Annotated in this window: 19 protein-coding genes; 13 read left to right on the forward strand and 6 right to left on the reverse strand. The window is 42.2% G+C overall.

Going from position 1 to position 21,252, the window contains the following annotated elements:
• Nucleotides 1-3: 3 nt before the first annotated feature.
• From AVZ68_RS09695 to AVZ68_RS09720, 6 genes are read left to right on the forward strand one after another with little or no spacing between them, the layout of a single operon-like run.
• The gene (locus AVZ68_RS09695; protein WP_059104347.1) at nt 4-888 is read left to right on the forward strand and encodes a 3-hydroxyacyl-CoA dehydrogenase family protein; all 885 of its coding nucleotides are present in this window, start codon (nt 4-6) and stop codon (nt 886-888) included.
• 33 nt (nt 889-921) lie between these two features.
• Nucleotides 922-2,505, forward strand: coding sequence for an acyl CoA:acetate/3-ketoacid CoA transferase (locus tag AVZ68_RS09700; protein ID WP_059104348.1), 1,584 nt, complete (start codon nt 922-924; stop codon nt 2,503-2,505).
• Between the two features lie 12 nt (nt 2,506-2,517).
• Entirely contained in the window at nt 2,518-3,525 is a 1,008-nt protein-coding gene (dctP, locus tag AVZ68_RS09705; protein WP_059104349.1) for a TRAP transporter substrate-binding protein DctP, read from the forward strand.
• A 31-nt stretch (nt 3,526-3,556) separates the two neighbouring features.
• Complete coding sequence (locus AVZ68_RS09710) at nt 3,557-4,042, forward strand: TRAP transporter small permease (protein WP_245628109.1); 486 nt, start codon at nt 3,557-3,559, stop codon at nt 4,040-4,042.
• Nucleotides 4,042-5,310 carry a TRAP transporter large permease gene (locus AVZ68_RS09715; protein ID WP_059104351.1) on the forward strand — a complete coding sequence of 423 codons (1,269 nt, stop codon included), beginning with the start codon at nt 4,042-4,044 and terminating at the stop codon, nt 5,308-5,310. Before AVZ68_RS09710 ends, AVZ68_RS09715 begins: the two co-directional genes overlap by 1 nt.
• 18 nt (nt 5,311-5,328) lie before the next feature.
• A complete protein-coding gene (locus AVZ68_RS09720; RefSeq protein ID WP_059104352.1) occupies nt 5,329-6,864 on the forward strand; it encodes a class I adenylate-forming enzyme family protein in 1,536 nt (511 codons plus the stop codon).
• A 1,483-nt stretch (nt 6,865-8,347) separates the two neighbouring features.
• Here the strand turns inward: AVZ68_RS09720 and AVZ68_RS09730 are convergent.
• From AVZ68_RS09730 to AVZ68_RS09755, 6 genes are read right to left on the reverse strand one after another with little or no spacing between them, the layout of a single operon-like run.
• Entirely contained in the window at nt 8,348-9,742 is a 1,395-nt protein-coding gene (locus AVZ68_RS09730; RefSeq protein ID WP_059104354.1) for a DASS family sodium-coupled anion symporter, read from the reverse strand.
• 54 nt (nt 9,743-9,796) lie between these two features.
• Nucleotides 9,797-11,119 carry an MmgE/PrpD family protein gene (locus tag AVZ68_RS09735; protein WP_059104355.1) on the reverse strand — a complete coding sequence of 441 codons (1,323 nt, stop codon included), beginning with the start codon at nt 11,117-11,119 and terminating at the stop codon, nt 9,797-9,799.
• A 22-nt stretch (nt 11,120-11,141) separates the two neighbouring features.
• Nucleotides 11,142-11,777 carry a GntR family transcriptional regulator gene (locus AVZ68_RS09740; protein ID WP_059104356.1) on the reverse strand — a complete coding sequence of 212 codons (636 nt, stop codon included), beginning with the start codon at nt 11,775-11,777 and terminating at the stop codon, nt 11,142-11,144.
• Between the two features lie 20 nt (nt 11,778-11,797).
• Complete coding sequence (locus tag AVZ68_RS09745; protein ID WP_059104357.1) at nt 11,798-13,285, reverse strand: tripartite tricarboxylate transporter permease; 1,488 nt, start codon at nt 13,283-13,285, stop codon at nt 11,798-11,800.
• An 11-nt stretch (nt 13,286-13,296) separates the two neighbouring features.
• Nucleotides 13,297-13,749 (reverse strand): tripartite tricarboxylate transporter TctB family protein, encoded by a 453-nt coding sequence (locus AVZ68_RS09750; protein WP_059104358.1) that lies wholly within the window; start codon nt 13,747-13,749, stop codon nt 13,297-13,299.
• Between the two features lie 27 nt (nt 13,750-13,776).
• Nucleotides 13,777-14,778, reverse strand: coding sequence for a tripartite tricarboxylate transporter substrate binding protein (locus AVZ68_RS09755; protein ID WP_059104359.1), 1,002 nt, complete (start codon nt 14,776-14,778; stop codon nt 13,777-13,779).
• Nucleotides 14,779-15,021: 243 nt separating this feature from the next.
• Here AVZ68_RS09755 and AVZ68_RS19805 point away from each other — a divergent pair, with 243 nt between their 5' ends.
• The 7 genes from AVZ68_RS19805 to AVZ68_RS09780 all read left to right on the forward strand — a co-directional run bounded on the left by AVZ68_RS19805 (nt 15,022) and on the right by AVZ68_RS09780 (nt 21,247).
• Complete coding sequence (locus AVZ68_RS19805) at nt 15,022-15,255, forward strand: GntT/GntP/DsdX family permease (protein WP_281176610.1); 234 nt, start codon at nt 15,022-15,024, stop codon at nt 15,253-15,255.
• A 455-nt stretch (nt 15,256-15,710) separates the two neighbouring features.
• Nucleotides 15,711-16,418, forward strand: a complete 708-nt coding sequence (locus tag AVZ68_RS09760) for a LacI family DNA-binding transcriptional regulator (protein WP_180316690.1) — start codon at nt 15,711-15,713, stop codon at nt 16,416-16,418.
• A gap of 44 nt (nt 16,419-16,462) precedes the next feature.
• Nucleotides 16,463-16,714: a type 1 periplasmic-binding domain-containing protein gene (locus tag AVZ68_RS21045; protein ID WP_437182688.1), complete on the forward strand. Its 252-nt coding sequence runs from the start codon at nt 16,463-16,465 to the stop codon at nt 16,712-16,714.
• 19 nt (nt 16,715-16,733) lie between these two features.
• On the forward strand, nt 16,734-17,807 hold the full coding sequence (locus AVZ68_RS09765; RefSeq protein ID WP_059104360.1) for a glycoside hydrolase family 172 protein: 1,074 nt from the start codon (nt 16,734-16,736) through the stop codon (nt 17,805-17,807).
• Between the two features lie 140 nt (nt 17,808-17,947).
• Complete coding sequence (locus tag AVZ68_RS09770; protein ID WP_059104361.1) at nt 17,948-19,276, forward strand: ABC transporter substrate-binding protein; 1,329 nt, start codon at nt 17,948-17,950, stop codon at nt 19,274-19,276.
• A gap of 185 nt (nt 19,277-19,461) precedes the next feature.
• A complete protein-coding gene (locus tag AVZ68_RS09775) occupies nt 19,462-20,388 on the forward strand; it encodes a carbohydrate ABC transporter permease (protein WP_059104362.1) in 927 nt (308 codons plus the stop codon).
• Between the two features lie 25 nt (nt 20,389-20,413).
• Nucleotides 20,414-21,247 (forward strand): carbohydrate ABC transporter permease, encoded by an 834-nt coding sequence (locus AVZ68_RS09780; RefSeq protein ID WP_059104363.1) that lies wholly within the window; start codon nt 20,414-20,416, stop codon nt 21,245-21,247.
• Nucleotides 21,248-21,252 lie beyond the last annotated feature (5 nt).

The following is a 21,252-nucleotide window of genomic DNA, read 5'->3' on the forward strand; positions in this document are numbered from 1 at the left end:
TCGATGGTAAATCAAGTAGCGATCATAGGCGGAGGACTAATGGGTTCTGGTATTGCCCAAAATGCAGCTGAACACGGAAATCATGTGACCATTATTGAAGTGAGCGCACAAGCAGCCGAACAAAGCGTTGCTTCAATTAAGAATCAACTCCAGCGTAAAGTGCAGAAAGAACGCATTTCCCAACAAGAGATGGAAGGGACGCTAGGAAGAGTATCTACTGCTATTGGGTTTGAACATATAAAATCAGCCGATATCATTATTGAAGCCGTACCAGAGAAGCTTGAGCTCAAGCAAGAGGTTTTTAGACAATTGGATGTCTATGCTAGTGAGAATGCTACTCTAGCCTCTAATACTTCGGGGCTATCAATTGCTGCCATTGGGAGTGTAACGAGACGACCGGAAAAAGTAATTGGGTTCCATTACTTTTATCCAGTACCAGCTATGAAGCTCATCGAAGTGGTCCCCTCGATTATCACGGATCAGAGCACTGTTGAGAAGATGAGAGGGTTTGCAGAAGGGCTTAATAAAAGACCCATTCTTTGCCAGGATTACCCTGGATTCCTTGTCAATCGCATTCTTATTCCCATGGTAAATGAAGCAATTTATTGTGTGATGGAAGGTGCTGCGGCAGAGGATGTGGATGACGCCATGAAATTGGGAGCGAATTTGAAGATGGGGCCAATCGCGCTAGCTGACTTTGTGGGTCTAGACACACTCCTCTCAACCATGGAAGGGCTTTACGAGGGCTATAGTGATTCGAAATATCGCCCTTGTCCATTGTTGAAAAAGGTAGTAGAGTCTGGAAATTTAGGTTTGAAAACCGGAAGAGGTTTCTTCCAATATGATGAATCCGGAAAAAAGATCACAAAAGAAGGAATCATTTCATAGGAGAGCGCCAATTGAAAAAGGGAGTGGAGTAAAGTGTTAGAGAAGCGAATCAAAGCGGAGGCATTTGCCGAGTTAATAGAAGATCATACGACTCTAGCTGTTTGTGGATTTACGCTAATGGGTGCTTGTGAAGACATACTAAAAGCGATTGAGTCCCGATATAAGGAGACTAAAAAGCCGGAGCAATTAACATTGGTTCATGCAGCTGGTCATAGTAATCGCAAACATGGAATTGAGCATTTAGCTCATAAAGGCTTAGTTGGGCGCATCATTGGGGCCCATTGGGGGCTTGCACCGAAGTGGAGCAACCTTATTTCAACCAATGAAGTGGAAGCACATTGTCTTTCGCAAGGGCAGTTAACTCACCTATTTCGCGATATGGCTGGTGGTAAGCCGGGAACCTATTCAAAGGTAGGGTTAGGGACGTTTCTTGATCCTAGACTCGAAGGTGGGTGTGTTAATGAGAAGGCGCAAGAGAAAGAAAGCTTTGTTGAACTCATCCAAATCAAAGAGGAAGAGTACTTGTTTTATAACCAAATACCAATTGATGTATGTATATTAAGAGGAACAACAGCGGATGAGTTTGGGAACATTACAATGGAAGACGAAGCCTTGAAGTTGGAAACGCTGTCAATTGCTCAAGCAACCAAGCGATTTGGAGGCAAGGTCGCTGTTCAAGTAAAGAATTTTGTGAAAAGAGGAACCCTGCCAGCTAGACAGGTTGTTATTCCGGGAACTTGCGTTGACTATATTGTTGTGACGGAGGATGCTGAAAGCAATCACCGACAAACGTCGGGCTCTTTTTACAATCCTAGCTACACTGGGGATGTGAAAGAACCATCGATACGAATGGAAGAGCAACCGTTTAATGCTCGTAAGGTAATTGGGCGCCGGGCCATTCAGGAATTGTTTGATGGTGCTGTCGTTAACCTAGGGACAGGGATCCCAGGTGATACGGTAGGCCCTGTATGTGATGAGGAAGGGGTACTTGAAAATATTCATCTAACTGTTGAATCCGGTGTGATTGGTGGGGTTCCGCTTGGAGGCGTAGATTTTGGGATCGCCCGAAGTCCTGATGCTATTCTAGACCACCCTTCTCAGTTTGATTATTACATTGGAAGAGGGGTAGATGTGACGTTCATGGGCGGAGCAGAATTTGATCATCAGGGCAATGTGAATGTAAGTAAATTTGGTCCCGTTACGACAGGGTGTGGCGGTTTTATTGATATTACTCAGAACGCTCACAAAGTTGTATTTTGTTCGACCTTTACCGCGAGTGGACTAAAGGTTAGCTATGATAACAAAGAGCTCAAGATTGACCAGGAAGGCAAAGTACAGAAGTTTGTAGACCAGGTTCAACAAGTGACATTTAGTGGCGAATACGCGAAAAAGAAAAACCAAGATGTTGTACTTGTGACGGAGCGAGCGGTTTTTCAGCTCACTAAAGAGGGATTGCTTCTAACCGAAATTGCACCAGGAATGGACATAGAAACAGATATTGTTGCTCATATGGGCTTTAGACCCAATATTTCCGAAGGTTTAAAGCAGATGGATCAACGTTTGTTTCACCCGGAACCAATGGGCCTGAAAAAGGAAATCTTAGCTAATACCCTTTAATTGGAGGTGCGTATGAGGAAAAGTTGGAGCCTGATCACACTTTGTTGTATTGTCACGGCTGGATGTACGAGTTCGACAGGAGCCATGGAAAATGTGGAAGAAGGAGAAAATATCGTGATTGACGTCAGCTTGCCTCTTGGAGCAGAGTCCCACCATGGTGTCGGGGTTCTAAAATTTGGGGAAGAACTAGAACGTCTGTCAGAGGGACGGATTTCGGTTCGCCCTTACTATGATAATGCCTTAGGGGCAGAACGAGAGGTTTTCGAAGGGATGGGTATCGGGATTATTGACGCTGGCATGGTTTCGACGGGACCGATGGGTGGTTTTCTTAATGAAGTGATGCTCTTTGACCTACCCTATATCTTCCAAGACTATGGTCATGCCCATCAGTTTCTTGACAGTGCTTACGGTGAAGAAATGTCGCTTGCCATAGAAGAACAAACGAACGTCAAAGTTCTGGCCTGGATGGAGAATGGTTTCAGGTATCAGACGAATTCCGTTACTGCGGTAGAGACACCCGAAGACCTAGTAGGTACAAATCATCGTACGCAAGAAAGCCAGGTTCAGATTGATACGTGGGAGACTCTTGGAGCTAACGCAACACCGATGGCATGGAACGAAGTATATTCTGCTTTGCAACAAGGCGTTATTGATAGTCAGGAAAACCCGATCCCAACGATATACGACATGAATTTTTCAGAGATACAACCCTACTTAAATATGACACAGCACGTGTACTCGCCGGCTCCATTGCTAATGAGTGGCCAACTGTTTGAGGCATTTAGTGAGGAAGACCAAGAGCTAATTTTAGAGGCAGCTGAAATTGCCTTACACGTACAGCGAGAGGAAAGTCGGGAGCAAACAGAAGCATTTGTTGAAGCGCTCGAGGAAGATGGAATGGAGGTTACGTACCCAGATATGGAATTATTCACTGAGGCCGCAGCGCCGGTGATTGAAGAATGGAAAGAAGTAATAGGGGAAGATCTCGTAGAGGCAGCCAGGGATTTTGAGGTTGAGTAGCTGAATAAGAGAGAAGGTGAATGGATTGATAGTGATTCGAGTATACAAGCAAGTGGTGGAACACGTAAATAAAAGTATCGGATATTTGCTTGGATTGCTCTTAATGGTGATGACTGTATTAATTGCATGGCAAGTGTTTGCACGCTTTGTTATGGGGTCTCCTCTGACCTTTTCAGAAGAGGTGGCAAGGTTTTTCATGATTTGGCTCGCTTTTTTGGGGGCGGCTTATGCGTTCAAAAAAGGCTCACTTATTTCCATTGATATTTTGAATGAAGTACTGAAAGGAACATGGTTAAGAATTCTCAACCTTCTAATCTATGTAATCTGTATTGGTTTTGCTCTTGTCCTCATCATTTATGGCATCGACATGATGCTGCGTGTGGAGCCGCAGATTGCACCTAGCACACGACTTTCTATGATGTGGCCTTATTTAGCTGTACCAATTGGAGGTGTGGTTATTCTATTGAATGCCATTTCGCTTATTCTTAAAGAATTTATAGAGGAGGATGAGGGTTAATGAGTGCGCTGTTATTTGTTCTATTGTTCCTCTTATTCATCATTGGTGTGCCAATTGCTTTCTCATTAGGTCTCGCTTCTGCCTTAACGGTGTATCTTGGTGATATGACACATCTGGTGGTTATTATTCAACAAACGTTTAATGCGATTAATTCGTTTCCATTAATGGCGATCCCGTTTTTCATTCTAGCTGGTTATTTAATGCAGCACGGAGGCATTTCCCAACGATTGGTGGACTTCTCAGATACCCTTGTAGGCAATATGTCCGGAGGTTTAGCGATGGTAGCTATCCTTACGTCATTGTTTTTCTCGGCGATATCTGGTTCGGGAGCCGCAACGACGGCGGCCATCGGCTCAATCTTAATTCCAGCAATGGCGAAAAAAGGGTACGATATTAAGTTCGCTGCTGCCACACATTCTGCAGCTGGTTCTCTCGGTGTTATTCTCCCTCCAAGTATTCCACTTATTTTGTTCGGTGTAGCGGCTGGAGTATCTATTGGAGACATGTTTCTTGCAGCGATCTTGCCAGGAATTTTAGTTGCGTTTTCGTTCCTAGTTTATGCGTATGTTTACTCTCGCAATAAAAACTACGTAGGAACAGAAAAAAGCAGCATCAAAGATATTTTTGTTGCTGCAAGGAAAGCCATCCTCGCTATTTTAATGCCACTGATCGTCTTGGGTGGAATCTATGGCGGAATATTCACTCCAACAGAAGCCGCTGTTGTAGCCGTTGTCTATGCTTTCATTGTAGGAACCCTAGTGTATCGGGCAATCTCTCTTTCGAAAGTGATGGAAATATTCAAAGATTCTGCTGTTATGAGCGCTAACATTTTAATTATTATCGGTACAGCTGGTCTTTTTGGGTTTATCATGCAACGCTTGGATATTCCCGATGCCATTTCAGCAACGTTTGTAGATAACATCACGAGTGTTATTTTGTTCATTCTCATTGCAAACTTAATTTTATTAGTTGTCGGCATGTTTATTGAAGCAGCTGCGGCTATCTTAATATTCGTTCCAATTCTTTTGCCAATTGCGGCTGAGTTTGGAATTGACCCTGTTCATTTTGGGATTATCATGATTGTAAATCTAGCAATGGGAATGTTCACCCCTCCAGTAGGACTGAATTTATTTGTGGCTTCAGGTATTTCCGGTGTAGGAGTTATGAAGTTGATTAAGCCGGTCGTTCCATTTGTGATTATTTTATTTGTTGACGTGTTGCTGATCAGTTTCTTGCCATTTTTAGCTACATGGCTGCCTTCTTTGTAAGGTGAAAGGAGTAAGGAGATGGAACAAAGATCATTGGACGAACAAGAATCTAGCGATAATCCTACGCATCTTTATGAATTATTCGAGCAAGCAGCGAATCGATTTCCTAAACTAAAGGCTTTTGTTCAAGACGAGAACTCTATGAACTATGAAGAAGGTAAACAATCAATCGATGCTGCTGCTCTGTATTTAAAAGAGAAATATAATGTTCAGCCTGGTGATGTCATTGGCTTACTTCTGCAAAACTCGATTGAGTATGAACTACTTGTTTTTGCCGGCTTAAAGATTGGGGCCATCGTTTTGCCATTGAACATCCGCCTAACAATTAAGGAATTGACTTACATTATCAATCATGCCTTACCGAAGATCGTTATAGGGGAGAAAGAAGTTCAAGAGCTAATGCAAAACATAGAGAAAGAGACATCGCAGCAAGAAGTACATTGGGTGTTACACGATTCAAGTTTTTTTATGCATGTTCCAGAAAACGAAATGGCCCCACAAAAAAGGCATGTAAACGATGGAGCCTTCCTGATCTACACTTCGGGGACGACTGGTCGTCCTAAAGGAGCGTTACTCCATCATGAGGGAGTTATTCATACCGTATTAAATTATGAGGAGAGACTTCAAACGAGCGAAAATACAACGACGTTAATTGCTGTACCCATGTTTCATGTCACAGGCTTAATTGGACAAATGATTCATATGGTGAGGGTAGGAGGCACATCAGTTATCCTAAAACGATATCAAACGGAGCGCTTTCTGGAAGTTCTGGATAAGAAGGACGTTAACTTTTTATTTAACGTTCCAACGATGTATCAGATGATTTTACAGTCCGCTTTGGGCAAACAAATGGAACCTATTCAAAAAGTAAAAACCATTGCTTTTGGAGGGGCTCCACTGGACATGAAGCTCTATCAATCCGTTCAACTACTTTTCCCAGAGGCAGATTTGCATAATACGTATGGGGCCACCGAAACTTCATCCCCAACGACAATTATGCCAAAGTACTATCCAGTAGCAAAGCAAGAATCTGTAGGCCAAGCCATCTCCCACACAGAGTTAAAAGTTGTGGATGAGGAAGGGGAAATATGTCCGAATGGAGAAGTAGGAGAACTCTGGATTAAAGGACCAATGGTTATAAAGGAATACTGGCTCAACGAAAAAGCGACTCAGGTTAATTTTGAGAACGGGTACTGGAAATCAGGAGACTTTGCTGTAATTGATGAAGATGGCTATGTTTACATTAAAGACCGTAAGAAAGATTCTATAAACCGGGGAGGAGAGAAGATTTATTCCATTGAAGTGGAAAAAGTATTAAATCAACACCCATCCGTCTACGAATCTGCTGTCGTGGGAATTCGAGATCCACTATACGGAGAGGTTGTCAAAGCCTATGTCACGCTGCATAAAGACAAGTCTCTAAGTGATGTAGAGCTTAGAAACTATGCAAAAGGCTTCCTTTCTACGTTCAAACTCCCAGAAATCATTGAGTTTCGGGAGTCCTTGCCAAAAAATGCCGGAGGGAAGTTTTTGAAGCACCTTCTGAGAAACTAAGTGAAAAACCTTCTGGTGGAAATGCTTGTGTCTGCTAAGCTGTCTATTCTGTTTCGAAGGTGGGGGACGTGCTAGTTCCCTGACTGCCTATGAAGTTAGCGAAGCAGTTAATCATGAACTGGGTCGGAACAAAAAACCACACACCAACTGATGACAGTGACAAGATGACTGTGTGAAGTAAACAAAGTTGTGAACAATCCAAGAAATAATGGAGAACAATTGTTAAAGGAAGCGTCAACGAGAAACGGCCCTGCATGTTTTCTCTCACTCTCCAATCTTATACAAAAACTTAATGGAGTGGTTCTCTGGGTCGCGCATCGCATCAAACGGTTGGCTTTGTATCCTCCAGTCGGTAGACTTCGTTAATCAGAGGCTTTACGTCAATGGTGCCGTTTTGTAGATAGGTAAGCGCGGCTCTTCATTCGTACCCCGGGAATGGAGCGGAGTAGGACATCCATGAGCCGGTGATCTACAGCTCGCCGCGGAGAATTTTCTCAAAAGACTTCGGTGACTGTGTCACGTCTCCAGAGGCGGTGCCAAACATAGACGATTTTGCCTTGTTTTCTACAATGTCGATCGGCTGGACTTATGTCATAAGTACACCTGCTGTTTCTATGACAACATCAGGCTGCGCGTTTTTCATAGTAATTGTTGAGCTCTACGGATGTTGAATTCACGGCGACATCAGCACTGATTTGTTTGACGAACTCAAGTTTCGTATTGCTGATATCGATGGCGTGATTTTTCCAGCGCTGCGGGTTTTAAGGATGGTCATAATGCCAATGGTGCCTGTGCCAAAGACGACGACGTCTGCGCCGGCGGGTTGATTATACAGGTACAGCTCAAAAGCTAAGCGTTTCTATGCTTATCAAGTAGCTCGTTTGTGCGGCGAATTATGGGTTCGAAAGTTTTCGAAACTGTTCCGATGTTGAAGGTCAAAAGGGGCTGTGTGTACTCTTTGAAGCGGTTTCCACAAGAAAACTACCCGGTCACCCAAATATCCCTTGGCGACGAAGAGAATGGCTATCAAAGTCACATGAACAAGTTGTTAAAATTCTTGTGGAAGAAGACAATGGACAGTACTGTCTTATAGGTGACATTTGCGAGTGCAGAGCCTACGAATCTTTAAAGAAATAGCGGATCCCTTGCTCTATTTCTCAACCAACAAATCAAATTGAACGTATACACTCTCTCCTTCGTTACCTAGTGATGACCCAAACTCATTTGCAATTTGTGCATCGACTCTTCTCACTAGTGAAGGGTGAGGAGGTTTAATTTGTCGCCGAATGGGGATAAGGTGCTTGGACTTGCGCGGAGAGCAGCTTCCTTCGCAATATTGGTGGGGGAAAAGGGTGAGCATCGGATGCTTACCCTTTGGGGAGAGCAGAAACAGTCAGTGGGGGATGAAGCCGTGCTGCTATGCTCTCTAAAAAATACTGTACAGGGGGGACGTCCTCGGCCCGGCCATCATTTGTAGGAACAATTAATCATAAACCCCCAGACCCACAAATGGCCAATACACAAAGGCCGCTAGCAAGGAGGTAACAATTATAACTATCGTTAGCAGAGTCCCGATTTGAATAAAATCCTTACTCGTATAGTAACCAAGCGCGTAAGTAGTCATACTTCCAATTGACTGAGTAGGAAGAATGAACGATGTGCTACTCGCAATTAAACTAAGCATCCCCAGCCAGACAGGATTAACATCCGTTCCAACGGCAAAAGTTAAAATCACTGGCATCAGCGAGGCAACGACAGCATTAAAGTTTGTAAAGCCAAGGCGAATAAGCGTAATCAGGATCATTAAGCTTGTTGCGAGTACGAAAGAATTTAAATCTTGCAGGTAATACAAAGAACCTTCAGAAAGCAAAGTAATCAAGCCACTATTTTCAAAAGCAAGTGCTAGGGCGAGTCCGGAAGCGAAAAGAAGCGGGATCCCCCAGTTCACTTTTGTTCTTGCTTCTTCCCATTCAAGCAAGCGAAAGCCTGGGGTGAAAAGGAAGCACATGATCATTACAGCGGCCATAGAGATAGAGATAGAATGAAATTCGGTGGTAACCCATAGTAAGATGAGAATTGCATAGAGACCCATTAACTTTTTTTCTTTAGGAGATACAGCTCCTAACTCTTTTAATCGTTGTTGAAAAAACCCTTTCGTATTTGAGGGATTGTCATTTTCAGGCGGAAACAGCAGAAGGAGCAGGACCCATAATGCTAACAGAACAACTAAAGTAATAGGAAGCATCAGTAGAAGCCAATGTAAATAACTCCATTCGTATCCAAGAATTGATTTAAATAAGCCTACAGCATAAATGGAGCCACTAGCACCTGTCATAACGGTTACGGCAGTGAGATAAGGAACTAACGTAATGGACAGCATGACGGCTTTACCAAAATTATCATTCTTTATTTTAAATTGGTCGAGCATTCCGTTGCCGATAGGGAGGAGCATAGCTAAGCGTCCCATAGCGTTTGGGATAATAAAAGTGAATAGAAAACTAATACAGATAAACAAAAAGATGATCTTTTTTTGGCTTCGGCCGGCTAAAGATAATACTGAATAAGCAATGCGTTTATCTAGTGAATTTTTTTCTATAGCCACTCCCATTACCAGAACAGCAATCACCAACCAAATGATCGGATGACCGAGACCTGAAACAGCTTCTTCAAAGCTGAGAACGCCAAATAATGAAAACAAGACTATAATAATGATACCGGTAATAGGAGCAGGAAGAACGTTGGTATACCAAAAAACGATGCCTAACATAAATATAGAGAAAGTAATAAGAGCCAGGTTTTCACTTTCATTGAAATATCCTATGAAAAAGGAAAAGGCGAGTAGTAAAATGGAGGAAATGACAGCTACTTTCTTGTTCATATTTTCACCTGCTATTTAAAAAGAAGGCAGCCTTTTAAAAGACTGCGCTTCAATTTATTTGGTATGACTCAGCAATTCACTTACACTGTTTATTTCTGTCCAGTTGTAAATTTTATCGATTAACGTGTTTGCTTTTGTTTCGCTAATGATTGGAGCCGTAACTCTTTTGAATTTTGTTTGAAGAGCTTCATCAGACATTGGGTTATCAATACTACCTGTCGCATGCTTTACCTCATATTCAAAGGTTTGACCGTCTTTAAGAACTAGTTTTGCCAAAGCCTCATCTTCGGTAAAGGTCTCATCTACTTGAGGATAAATTTTGTTTCTTAGAGATAGGACTTCCTCGGAATTTACCACTTCGTCTGAGTATTGGTCTTCCCCAGCTTCTCCATATAAAAATCCGACAGATGCAGAGTGATAAATGCTGAATTTCCCTTCTAGACCCGTCTTCGGTTCTTTTTTGCCCGTTAGTTCTAAAACATAAGGATTTACTTTGATTTCGATTCTTTCTATTTTATCTACAGAACTTTTTTCCCTCAGTTTTACACAAGCATCAATGGATGGATGAAGCACGATCCCACAGGCGTATGGTTTAAAGCTGTTTTTAAGGAGCTCCCATTGTTTTCCCCAGTTTATATTTACACTTTCCAGTTGATGTTCAGGTGCTAGGACATTGGCAAATCCTCTTTTAGCTTCTAAAACCGTTTTTGAACTTGTGAAGCCCTTTTTCGCTAGCATGGCTGCCAGGAGCCCATTTTGAGCAGCTTTTCCCGGGTGAAAAGGTTTAGTCATCGTTCCAAACACTTCTCTTAGACCACTAGCCTGTGTTCCTGCTATCCCCAAAGCCTGAGAAAGCTGGTCTTCGTCAAGGCCGAAAATGACTCCCGCAGCAATAGCTGATCCAAAAACCCCGGCAGTGCTGGTTATATGCCAGCCTAAATCATAATGGCTTGGGTAAACAGCGTTACTGATTCTGAGTTCTGCTTCACACCCTAATATAAATGCTAGCAAAAGTTTATCAGGGTCCACATCATATTTTTCTCCTAACGCTAGAACAACCGGAGCTACTGGACCGCTTGGATGATGAATGGTATCTAAATGGGTGTCATCAAAATCGAATATGTGGGAAGACATACCGTTAATGAGTGTAGCGGTTAATAAATCGCTTTTTTCCTTCCGTCCCAGGATGCTGACATCTTCAGCCCATTTTAATTCCTCTTTTAAGCCTAATACGATATCGACAGAAGGGTGGTGAGCAGCCCCAATCGCAACGCCGAGCCAATTCAAGAAGCTTTTCTGACCATGTTGCTTCACGTTCTCCGGGATGTCCTCTAGTTTTGTATCTAAAATGTTTTTCACTAATTGGTTCGTAATCATATGACATTCCTCCATTGATTTTTTATTCGACCATTGAAATGGCGTTGGACATTGCTTTTCTTACGTGATACTTCGTAATTGACTCTGCCAGCTGAGGGTCTTTTTGCTTAATCGCTTCAAGAATCATCCAATGCTCGGCGATATTCTGATCAGGTCTCCCAGACTGTTTTAACGATTTCGACATGACCAGACTGATATGCGACTGTAGCGTTTGCATGATAGACTCAAGATACTTATTTCCAGATCTTTGAGCTAATTGTGTGTGGAAATTAGCGTTTATTTTGGACAGCGTATAGATATCATCTTCCTCTGCTGCTGTTTCTGCTTGGTGAAGAATATCTTCCAGAGTACTAATATCTTCTTTGGTAGCATGTTCCGCAAGTATCCGAGCACCGAACCCTTCTAATATTTCTCTTATTTCGTAGAGTTGTTTAACAGATTCAGTGGAGACAGAGATCACACGAACTCCTTTATGAGGTTCATGCTGTACCAGACCGTATTTTTCTAACCTTCTTAATGCTTCACGGATAGGGGTCCGACTGACGCCAAGGTTCCTAGCAAGATCCCTTTCTGTGAGCATCTGTCCAGACTCAATTTCCCCCGTTTTAATCGCATTCCACAAATACTCAAAAATCGAACCATTCTTTGCATTACTCATTAACTTCTCCTCTTTAGTAATTAGTTGTTAGACACTTTCCGCTTTGCCAGGATAAATTGAGTCATTGGTATAGATAGGCTCAGTAGGGCAAGAGCTAGAAGAACCAGTGCTATAGGTCGAGAAAATAGGAACCCAATATCTCCACCTGAAACCACCATCGCTCTCCTGAAGTTTACCTCCATCATGAACCCTAAAACCATTGCCAACACAATTGGGGTGGTAGGGATATTGATCTTTCGAAACACATAGCCTACTATACCGAAGATGAGCATGATCCATACAGGATACATCGAATTACTATAAGCATAAGCCCCCAATATACAAATTGAGCCGACAATAATTCCTAAAACATGTTTAGGGATAAAAGTAACTTTAACCCATAGTTTAACACCTGCCAATCCAATTATAAGCATTAGCGGAGCGGCTAAGAGAAGAGAAGCAAAAATAGAGTAAGGAATTTCAGGATTATTTGTAAAAAGCATTGGTCCCGGCTCGAGACCTTGAATCGTCAACGCACCTATCAAAATAGCAGCGCTTGCGGAACCCGGAATTCCTAATGCAAGGAGGGGGGCAAGTGATCCAGGTACTGCAGCGTTATTAGCTCCCTCGGAAGCGGCAATTCCTTCTGGATTTCCTTTTCCAAACGTTTCTTTGCTTTTAGACGTTCGTTTCGCTTCGTTATAACTGATTAGCGAAGCAATAGTAGCGCCGGCGCCAGGGATAATTCCGATAATATAGCCGAGTATAGGGGCTCTTATAAGCGTGAATTTAATTTTCTTAAGTGCCGCTAAAGAGCCTTCGAACCCTTTCACTTTACCAATCTTTTTATTTCCCCCATTATTTTCCTCTAACATAAACAAAACCTCTGATAAAGCAAAAAGGCCAATCAATGCTGGAAGAAAGGGTATGCCTTCTAATAAATTATTTGTAAAGGCAAATCGAGTAATTCCATCTACTGGGTCTATACCAACACTTATAACCATTAATCCAAGTAACATGGCGATAAGACTTTTGATCATTGATCCCTGACTTAGACTACTGATTAGACTTAATCCAAAAACCGCTAAAGCAAAGTATTCAGCTGGACCAAACTGTAAAGCTACATTAGCCATAGGGACCGCTGTGAAAATTAATAAGATCGCACTGGTAAGCGCTCCAACGGCAGATGCTACAATAGAGATCGTTAAGGCTTTGCCCGCTTCTCCTTTTTTGGCAAGGGGGTAGCCATCAAATGCAGTGGCCGCTGCCGCTGGGGTACCGGGTGCATTTAAAAGTATAGCTGTGATGCCACCTCCGTATTCTGCTGCAACATATAAAGTAATGAGTAGGATTAGCCCGGGCACTGGCTCCATTCCAAAAGTGAACGGAATAAGGAGCGCAATTCCTATACTAGGCGTTAATCCTGGTAAAGAACCAACGAAATAACCAATTATCGCGCCTAGTAAAATGACAAAGAGGATTTCTATGGTGAAAATTTGTGTGAACCCCATAGAAAGATTACCTAGCATGATTTTCCCTCCTAAGGTAGCGGAACTCCCAGAATTAATTCAAATCCTACGAACGAGAAGAGGAGGAACCCTGCTGTAATTAGTCCTATTTTTATCCAGTTCCTTTCTTTCGTAATAAGTAAGAGCAAAGGTAAAAAAACAAGGGTGGAAACATAGAAGCTGATGATTGGAATCAACGCTATATACAAGAGAAATGCTGTAATAGAAAGAATGACTTTTTTGGGACCATTCACTATTATTTTTTTTTCATTGTCTTTCTTTCTAGCGACCAAAGCCTGCACAATAAAAATGAGAGAGAAAGCAGTACACAGACCGGAAGCGATAAGTGGAAAAGTAGCAGGCCCCACATCGTTGCCTCCTCTTGAAATGGGAAGGGCTAGAGCTTCCATTAGGAACCATAAAGAAAAAACAAGAATAATAGTCCCAATAAGAATTTCACCAATAGAGTATTTCAAAGAGAACATTCGTGTACGCCCCTTTATAACAAGTGATTATTCTATTCCGAGTTCCTCGTACCAATGATTTGTAAGCTCATCTTGGCTTTGAATATACTCTGTAAATTCTTCTGGAGTCATTGCCCCTTCAAGCATTTGAGCATTATCCATGTATTGTTGATACCCTTCCGTCTGCATTGCTTCATCTAAAATGTCACCTAGAGCGTTCGTGATTTCTTCAGGTGTATCTGCTGGAGCGTAAATGCCTCTAAATTGTGCCCAGTCTGTTTCGACTTCATATCCTTCCTCTGCGTAGGTAGGAACATCCGGCATATCTTCAAGTCTTTCATCAGACATAACTCCAAGAACTCTTAATTCTCCATTCTCAACGTACTGACTTACCTGTCCTGGGTTGGAATTGGCTACATCAATATGTTGCCCAAGAATAGCTGTGACTGCGTCCCCGGTGCTCTCATAGGGGGTCCATTGAGCCACTATGTCAGCGCTTTCAGATAAGATATTAAAGGCGATATTGTGTCCTGAGCCAGTAGCTCCATACCCACCGACGTTTAGGACTCCAGGATTTTCAGAAGCGTAATTAACGAGATCTCCCAGTGTTTCGAAAGGGCTTTCATCGTGGACAACTAAAATGTATGGATCAATTTGAGTTCTTGAGACCCAGTCAAAGTCATTAATCGTGTACTGATCAGATAAAGTTCCGTTAATCAAACCAATTTGAGAGGGGGTCATAGCTCCCAAAGTATAGCCATCATTATTAGAAGAGGCTACATCAGCCATTTGAGTGGCACCACTCCCTCCGGGTTTATTTTCAACGATCACATTTTGTTCGATTACCGATTCCATTGCGCTGGCTAGTTCACGTGCCATTAAATCTGTAGGCCCCCCTGCACTAGTGTGAACAACAATGGTTAAATCTTCCTGAGGAAAATTCGCAGCCTCATCTCCAGAAGTATTCTCTGAAGAATTTCCACAAGCCGACAATACAAAGATTCCGCTAATTAAAACAGGGCTGAAAGTTCTTTTCTTGAATACATCCATTAAAAATCCCTCCTTTTATTTAAAAGTGGTATACCACTTTGAGTAGATTATCTGTTATGAGTAACAATAAGTCAAGGATAATTTTCATTGAATATTTAAATTTACGGATAAATGTTGATTTTTAGGGGTTATTTGTGAAGTGATTAAAATAAATTAAATAAAATATTTAATTAAATATTAATATTTAAATTTTTTAGGTATACCATATTGAATTAACTGTGTTGATTCTATTAAATACACTATTTGGATTGTGGATCCTCACGTATTGCTCGGCTATTTGGATTTTTTGGAGAAAAGAATGTGGCTCTTTTAATCAGTGTTTTGTTTGCTGCGTTTGTTTTAAAGCCCTATATGAAAGAAGCTCTTGGGGATGCTTATACAAAAGCATTTAAGTCTGCGGGGATGATAATGTTGATTACTGGGGCGGGGGGAGCATTTGGAAGTGTGATTCAGCAGTCGGGTATGGGGGAACGGTAGGATCAAAAGAAAATCCCCCAATTCTTTGTGTCCATTTTCTTGACATAATATTAGAACTATGGAAAATAGCTGAGTGAATGACGGAGTGGTAAACTTGTGCTGAGCTTATTTCTGTAGGAAAAATGAAATGGGGTTATCAAAGGAGAGTGGGTGATCCTATGAGAGTATGAACGATAATCCTTAACAATTTTAGACAAACAGTGTCGTTAGGAAGAATCCTGTCGAAAATTATTGAAAGAAAATTATTGATTTTCCACTTGACGATTGAAAAAGAGCACATTATACTTTTGATAATCTTATAAAGAAACTTACGATAAAGATGGCAAGTGTACATTTTTGTAAAACATCCCCCGACATTTGAATATGGCCAAGGGGAAATTCTCTACAATGTTTGTGTAAACGTTTACTTGAGGTTTTTATAACTCTTTTTATCAAATCTAGTGGGAGACGATGCAGTGGAGAAGGTAACCATTAAAGATGTGGCAAAAGAATCGGAGGTCTCTATAGCAACTGTCTCAAGAGTATTAAACGAGGTAGGCTATGTGAACGAACAAATTAAGGTCCGCGTCCTTCAAGCCGTAGAGAAGCTAAATTATCAACCGAACGCTGTAGCGAGGAGTCTGAAGAGAGATCAAACGAATACGATTGGAGTGATTTTACCTGACATTTCGAACCCTTATTTCATGACGATGTCTAAAGCAATTGAAGATTGTTTATATGATCACAATTATAATCTAATTTTTTGTAGCGGTGATGAGAAGCCTGAAAAGGAAAAGAAGCTCTTGCAGTTGCTACTTGAAAAGCGAGTAGACGCCATTGTCCTATCTACATCCAGTGGCAATGATGCATTTATTAAAAGGATTCATTTGTCTGGAACACCAGTTATCCTTATGGACAGAAGGGTTGATTACACTGATCTGAAGCTGGACCTAGTTGAAGAGGACAATGTGAAGGGGGCTTATGAGCTCACTAAATACCTTATACAATTAGGACACACGAAAGTCGGGGTGTTAAATGGGCTGCTAGATGTCAGTACAGGGGCAGATCGTCTTTTAGGTTTTCGTCAGGCAATACGGGATTTTGGTATAAGGCAGGAGGAAGCATGGATTTACAATGGAGGCTTCACTCAAGAAGGGGGGGGGAGGCGGTTGACTACTTTTTAAATCAACCAAATAAACCGACGATCATTCTTTCCTTTAACAACAGTATGACATTTGGGTTTTTGTTGGAATTCTCAAAAAGGGGGTACAATGTTCCAAAAGATATGCGACTAGCCTCATACGGGGAAATTGATGCTGCACCGCTACTCAAGAATTCAGAGATTATTTCAATTAAGCAGAGTCCATATGCTATGGGTAACAAAGTAGGAGAAATGTTGTTAGAGAGACTCATCAAAAATAACAAGCATTCTAAGTCGAGCGAAAGGTATTATGAGGTTTTTCAAACTACAATACGTTAAGTCGGGAAGGAGAATTCAAATGTTTAATGGTATGGGCATGAACATGGGCAACATTTCAAGACTTTCTAAGGCAAAGACACGTTCGATTAGCGCGGAAAATTTCAAGGGAGAAAAAGGAAAAGGGGGAATGGCTGTAGAGGGAACGGGGGCGCAAGCTGCAAGAGATTTGGGCTTGGGATGGAAAATTTCTCCCTCAGTGGAAATCCAGGAGCATTCGTTTTTTACAGTAGCGGACATTCAAGATGAAGGGGCTATCCAACACATTTGGCTGACTTGTCATCCTAGTACTTGGCGTACGTTGATTCTTAGGATGTACTGGGATAATGAAGAGGCTCCTTCTGTGGAAGTGCCTATCGGAGACTTCTTCTGTAACGGATGGTGCGTACAAAATAATGTGAACTCCATTCCAATCTCAGTGAATCCCGCTGGAGGAATGAACAGCTACTGGGAAATGCCTTTTCGAAAAGGGGCGAAGGTAACGGTTGAGAATATCGGAGAAACCCCTGCCACGCTGTATTATCAGGTTGATTATGTTTTGACAGAAGTTCCAGAGGATGCGGCCTATTTTCATGCACAATGGAAACGAAGCAATCCTTTAGAATATAAGGAAGTCCATACCATTGCAGAAGGAATTAAAGGGCACGGACATTATGTTGGAACCTATCTAGCATGGCAAGTCAATAGCAACAATTGGTGGGGGGAAGGAGAAATTAAATTTTATCTTGATAGAGATGAATACCCAACCATCTGTGGAACAGGGACTGAGGATTATTTTGGAGGAGCTTGGAACTGGGAACAGCCAAAAGGACAGTACAGTCCGTATTCGACACCGTTCCTAGGCATGCATCAGTTGATTAAATCAGATGGTCTATACCAAGCACAGCAAAGGTTTGGAATGTATCGTTTTCACGTGTTAGATCCTGTCCGTTTTGAAGAAGACCTAAACGTGACGATCCAAGCATTAGGGTGGAGATCGGGCCGAAGGTATTTGCCGCTGCAGGACGATATTGCTTCCGTTGCCTATTGGTATCAAACGGAGCCACATCAGGCATATCCCTTATTGCCGGATAAGGATGCTCTGGAAGTTATCTGACGACGTGAAGTAAACGTTTACAAATGTGAAAGCGCTATCAACTACCAGTTATATCAGTAAGAGACAGCCCTTAGTCCTGGGGCTGTCCAAGGATAATGTGCATGGTTCCTAATCCTTTCAAAGAAATGAGGAGGGTTCGAATGAAAAGGTGTAGAAAACCCGTTGCCGCAATGACGTTATCTGTCATGCTCGGCGTTGGGGTGACGGGGTGTGCCAATCAAGCGGATACCGATGAAAAAATAACCTTAAGCTTATCGGTCTGGGGCATGCCTTTCGAAAATGCGTTGTATACAGACATTTACATCCCTGAATTTGAAGAGCTCCACCCAAACATTGAAGTTGAGTTCATGCATTTTGAAGATTTAAGACAACGGTATGTGACACTTGGTTCCGCAGGGGATTTGCCTGATGTTATGCGGCAGTCTGCAACAGACGTGAAAGAATACATCGCTCGCGACATGAATGTACCACTTGACGAATACATCGAGAGAGACAATTTTGACATGGAGGATTTTCCACCTGAAATTTGGCCTGGTGTACAAGATGATGGCGTGACGTATGGCATTCCGCAAGATGCCAATGTTCCTGGTTTGTACTATGATCCAGAAGCATTTGAAGAAGCAGGCTTGGAGGAACCAGATCACGATTATACGCTTGAACAAATGAAAGAAGACGCCGAAGTGTTAACGAAAAGAGGAGCGAATGGAAACGTTGAGCAATACGGGCTGGTGATGGGCTGGGATGCCTTTAACTTCCCAAGCTTTGTACTGGCATTTGGAGGGGATATTTGGAGCGAGGATTTGCTCACTTCGACCGTAGACAACGAAGCGTCTATACGTGCTTTGGAATATTGGAGAGATTTGGTCGTCGATTTCCAGTTAACACCATCATCCACGGATGTCGCGCAGATGGGACCCGATGCTTATTTTAAAGCAGGAAGAGCAGCGATGTACATCGATGGGTCTTGGATGGCTCCGTCCATTAAGAGCGCAGCGCCCGACCTTGAATACAAAGCAACTAGTTTTCCAAAAGGAGAACAAAAGGTGAGTAGATCGGTTTCTTCCTCCTTTGCGATCTCGCAGAATTCTGAACACCCCGAAGAGGCGTGGGAGTTGATTAAGTTTTTGACGGATAAGGAGCAATTGAATGAATACTGGCAAACACTATGGGTCGCGGCGCCAGCAAGGATTTCTTCAATGGAAAGCGATGCGTATGAAGATGTAGTAGGGGTGCCGGAGGCAGATGTTCCTGGTATTGATTCGCAGGAGGAGTTTGAGGATAAGGCTGGTTATTTGAAAGAGTCGTTGGATAATGGGTGGGCCAACCAAGAATGGTTTAGTCCCTATCAGAATTATTATTTAGATGAGGTGAACAATGCCATCCAATCAGTTTTAGTGGAAGGAGTCGAACCAGAAGAAGCGTTAAAGAAAGCAGCAGACCGGATCAATCTTTCCATCGGGAGTAATTAAAAAGACCTTCACAAATTTCTGCCAAAATTTGTGAAGGGAAGATAAAAACTATCTCTAACGTATTGTCTTATGAATTTTTTCTTTCGTCAATAGGGAGGTCTTTGATTAAGATATCACTCACTCTCAGCCTTCTCTAGAATAAATAGAAGTCCTTGGGGTTCTAGAATTTATTAGGAGGCAAAGCGATGAGCAATACAGGGCTAGAAATTCCGAGTAATAAAAAATACCAAAAACAAAAGAAAAAATATAGGTCTAAGCAGAAATGGGTGCCTTGGCTGTTTCTGTCACCCGCCCTATTCATTATTCTTTTGTTTGTTATCCTTCCGACACTCGCGGGAGTGCTCATCAGTTTTTTTCGATATGACGGGATTAGTCCTATTGAGTTTATTGGGCTTAGAAACTACTCCCTTGTCTTACAGGATGATCTATTTTTCCGATCGATGTGGATCACGCTTCTATTCGCATTTGGGTCATTAGTACCGACTGTCGTGATTTCGTTACTTTTAGCCGTTTTTCTTAATCAGAAATGGTTTTCATTTACCAACCTGTTCCGGGGGATTTATTTCCTTCCAACTGTTGTTTCCATGGTCGCCATTTCGTTTGTTTGGATGTGGCTATTTAACCCGCAATTAGGGCCCCTAAATCCTATACTTGGTTTATTTGGCATATCACCGCAGCAGTTTTTAGGCGATCCAAATCAAGCCCTTATTATTTTGATCATTATCAATGTTTGGAAATCAGTTGGCTTTAATATGGTGATTTATTTAGCGGGGCTGCAAGGGATTGATCAAAGTCTTTACGAAGCTGCTCGGATCGACGGGGCGAAACCCTTTCAATCGTTTCGCTACATCACGTGGCCGATGCTAACACCTGTGACGTTCTTCGTCGTTGCAATGCTGATCATCAATGGCTTCCAGGTCTTTGACCAAATCCACATTATGACGCAGGGAGGACCAGCTCGGTCTACGTATGCCATCGTGTATTATATTTACCAAAAAGGCTTTAACGAGACCAACTTCGGATATGCTTCGGTGCTAGCGGTTTTCCTGTTTGTGGTAATCTTGCTCTTTACTCTTATTGCCTACAAAGTGAATCAGAAGCAGGAGCAATAAGCGAATACTTAGGAGGTTTAAAGCGATGAGTGAGAATGTAAAAAGGATAGTATTTCGATCGATTCCTTTTTCTATTATGGTCATTGGAGCTATTACGATGCTCGTTCCATTTATATGGATGATCTCCACATCCTTAAAGGCGGATTCGGAAGTGTTTACGTTTCCGCCTACGTGGATCCCCTCTGTATTTGAATGGAGAAATTATCCTGAGGCTTTGGGTGTTGCTAGTTTTGGACAATACTTCTTTAACAGTACGTTTGTCGCCATTGTGACCACATTAGCTGCCCTGCTTTTGAACAGTATGGCTGGGTATGCGTTTGCAAAATTTGAATTTAAAGGGCGAGAGACCATTTTCATTTTGTTGCTCGCGACGATGATGATTCCCTTTCAGATTACAATGATACCGATTTACATGTTGTTCAGGGAATTAGAGCTATTAAATTCGTATACGGGATTGATCGTACCGAACATTGCAACAGCTTTTGGTATCTTCATGATGAGACAATTCATGAGAAATCTTCCCGATGCTTACATGGATGCGGCGAGAATTGATGGAGCGGGAGAGGCAAGGATCTTTTTCACGATTGTACTTCCTCTTGTTAGAGCACCTCTTGCAGCACTAGGAATCTTTACATTTATGTTTTCGTGGAACAATTACTTTTTGCCCCTGGTCATTATTACCGATGAGAGTTTAAAAACACTTCCGCTTTTAATCTCATCGTTGTCGGCAGGCTTATATGTTCAAAGCTGGCCGCTTGTAATGGCAGCAGCAACAATCGCCACACTGCCTATTATCATCCTGTTTTTCATGGCCCAGAAGTACTTTATTGATGGGATGGCGCTGACGGGCATCAAGTAATGTTG

This window comes from Shouchella shacheensis (genome assembly GCF_001484965.1).
GTDB classification, from domain to species: Bacteria; Bacillota; Bacilli; order Bacillales; family Bacillaceae_D; genus Shouchella; species Shouchella shacheensis.